The organism is Holdemanella sp. (assembly GCF_056804935.1).
On sequence record NZ_DBMEXE010000187.1, the window covers coordinates 1 to 3,181 of the forward strand.

Sequence of the window (3,181 nt, forward strand, 5' to 3'; positions counted from 1 at the left end):
TATGTATTAGGTGTTGGGATGTATTTATCTTCATCTAAAAACTATAGAAGAACTGAAGAATACGGATCAGCTAAATGGGCAAATCCAAATACTGTTTGCAAGAAATATGCGAATAAAGATTACTTTTCTAATAAAGTCTTTTCTCAGAATGTACGAATGGGATTGGATGGAAAAAAACATAGGCGAAACTTGAATACGGTTGTGATTGGTGGTTCTGGTGCTGGAAAAACAAGATTTTATGCAAAGCCAAACATCATGCAATGTAATACAAGTTTTGTTGTATTGGATCCCAAAGGAGAAATCATTCGAAGTGTTGGTCATCTATTAGAAGATAATGGCTATGTCATTAAAGTAATCGACTTGATTGATATGTCTAAATCACTTGGATATAATCCATTTCACTATATTCAAAGTGATAAGGATGTATTGAAATTAATTACAAACTTGATTCGTAATACAACTCCAAAAGGTTCTTCTCCCAATGATCCATTTTGGGAGAAAAGCGAAACAGCATTACTGGAAGCATTGATGTTGTATCTATACCACTATGCACCAGAAGATGAACAGAACTTTACAATGGTCATGGAAATGCTCAATTATGCAGAAGTCAAAGAGGATGAAGAAGATTATGAAAGTCCGTTGGATGAGTTATTTAAAAGACTAGAAATGATAGATTCTAATTCATTAGCTTTAAAACAATACAAAATTTATAAACAAGCAGCAGGTAAAACCGCCAAATCGATTCTGATTTCGGTAGGTGTAAGACTTGCTGCTTTTAATTTGGAAGAACTTGCTTCACTTACTAAATATGATGAAATGGAACTGGAACAGATTGGAGAAAGAAAAACAGCACTTTTTGCGATTATTCCAGACAATGATTCTACATTCAATTTTGTGGTTGGAATGTTGTATACCCAGTTATTTCAAATGTTGTATTACCAGGCAGATTATGTACATGGTGGAGAACTTCCTGTACCCGTCCATTTCTTGATGGATGAATTTGCCAATGTGGCTTTACCAGATGAATTTGATAAACTTCTTTCAACGATGCGTTCAAGACAGATCTTTGTATCCATTATTTTACAGAACCTGGCTCAGATCAAAGCATTATACAAGGATAGCTGGGAATCCATTTTAGGTAACTGTGATGAAACGTATTACCTAGGTGGTAATGAACAAAGTACACATAAATATATCAGTGAATTGCTTGGAAAAGAAACATTGGATACAAATACGTATGGTAAATCTGAAGGAAGAAGTGGTAATTATTCTACAAATTACCAACAAACTGGAAGAGAATTATTAACAGCGGATGAAGTTCGATTGTTGAATAACAACTATGGACTTCTTTTTATTAAGGGAGAACGACCTGTCAAAGATAAAAAATATGATTTGTTGAAACATCCAAATATAAAACAAACATTGGATGGTGGGTGTGAACCTTATATTCATGGGCAGACACGTCATTTCATTGATGACTGGCAAAATATCCTTCTTACAGATGATGAATATGAATTATTAGACGCAGAAGAAACAGAAAACTATTTAAAGGAGATTGAAGAAAATGAAGAAAGTAAAAACAATTAAAAAAGCATTATTCTTTGCCTATATGGCACTGATACTTATCACAAATTTTACTACACCTATCTATGCAGCCAATGATCCAGTCACTGTTGTCAATAACTTCAGTGATTTTATGTTTGGACTCATTCGTGCTATTGGAATGATTTTATTAGGATTTGGAATCGTACAGGTAGGTTTATCTTTAAAAAGCCATGATCCAAGTCAAAGAGCCAATGGATTTATGACGGTTGCTGGCGGAATTATTATTACGTTTGCGAAAGAGATTTTAAATATTATTGTAGGTTAATGTATGGATGGAATCATCGATAACCTAACAAGTGCCATTAATACTTGGAATTCTAAGCTTGCTGAAATATGGTTGTTATTAACAGAATCACCAGAAACATTTAAAGGTGGAGATATATGGAAAATCATTGTAAAAGTACATGAAGGTTTACAAGCTATTGGTCTTGCCCTTCTTGTACTTTTCTTTGTATGGGGATTAATACGAACCTGTACAAGCTGGCAGGATGTCAAACGTCCAGAGCAAGCCTTCAAACTATTTCTAAGATTTATTATTGCCAGAGGTCTTGTCATGTATGGAATGGAACTGATGACAAAGATTTTTGAAATTGTACAGGGGATAATTCAATCGATTACGGAAACTGTAGGACTTGGAGTATCCAACGAAACAGTTATACCACAGGAAATAGTTGATGCGGTTAGTAATACAGGATTTCTAGAATCCATTCCATTATGGGCAGTAACCCTATTAGGATCTATATTCATTACAATTCTATCTTTTGTAATGATATTAACTGTTTATGGAAGATTTTTTAAACTTTACATGTACACAGCTATTTCTCCAATACCACTTGCAGCAGCTGCAGGAGAAAGCACACAAAACACAGCTTTTACATTTATCAAAAGCTATGCAGGAGTTTGTTTAGAAGGAGCGATCATTGTCCTTTCCTGTATTATCTTTTCAGCCTTTGCATCAAGTCCACCAGTAGTGGATTCAACAGCATCTAGTGTATCTATGGTATGGAGTTATATTGGTGAATTGATATTCAATATGTTAGTTCTTGTAGGAACAATCAAAATGTCAGACAGGATTGTAAAAGAAATGATGGGACTATAATATGTAGCTACTCAGTTACCACATTTGTTGATATTTTGTAAAAAACTGATTATAATATATACGAAAGGAAGTGTTAATTATGCGTAACGTAATCAATGCTCAAAAAGATGATGTATTTAGAATTCGCATGAATTCAGAAATTAAGAATGAATTGGAAGAAGTATTTGCCAAAAATGGTTTAACTTTAACAGATGCAGTAAATGTATTTTTTCAACAAGTATTAAATACAGGTGGATTTCCATTTTCTGTAACTGAGGATAATGCCGAAAAGATGAAAGCAAAAGCTTTATCTAAATTAATGAAAGAATTAGAAATTGGTATGAATTGTACTGAATCTTATTCAGAAGAAGAAGCCAAAAAGATGTTAGGTTTGTAAAATGAGGATCATTTATAAAAAATCCGCAATTGACGATCTTCTTAATACCGAAAACTATATTATTAATCAGTTTCATAATGATCAAGCCGCAAAAAAGTTTA

At 33.3% G+C, this 3,181-nt stretch carries 4 protein-coding genes; all 4 read left to right on the forward strand.

The genetic code is table 11. The features are described from left to right. Positions 1 to 1,587, forward strand: a 1,587-nt coding sequence (locus ACZQCL_RS07915; RefSeq protein ID WP_482482639.1) for a VirD4-like conjugal transfer protein, CD1115 family, incomplete at its 5' end; no start/stop codon positions are given. Beyond that, positions 1,565 to 1,870, forward strand: a complete 306-nt coding sequence (locus ACZQCL_RS07920; RefSeq protein ID WP_482482641.1) for a TrbC/VirB2 family protein — start codon at positions 1,565 to 1,567, stop codon at positions 1,868 to 1,870. The genes ACZQCL_RS07915 and ACZQCL_RS07920, both read left to right, overlap by 23 nt. A gap of 3 nt (positions 1,871 to 1,873) precedes the next feature. After that, complete coding sequence (locus tag ACZQCL_RS07925) at positions 1,874 to 2,704, forward strand: VirB6/TrbL-like conjugal transfer protein, CD1112 family (RefSeq protein ID WP_288002600.1); 831 nt, start codon at positions 1,874 to 1,876, stop codon at positions 2,702 to 2,704. A 79-nt stretch (positions 2,705 to 2,783) separates the two neighbouring features. Then, a complete protein-coding gene (locus ACZQCL_RS07930; protein WP_003864667.1) occupies positions 2,784 to 3,080 on the forward strand; it encodes a type II toxin-antitoxin system RelB/DinJ family antitoxin in 297 nt (98 codons plus the stop codon). Positions 3,081 to 3,181: the final 101 nt, after the last annotated feature.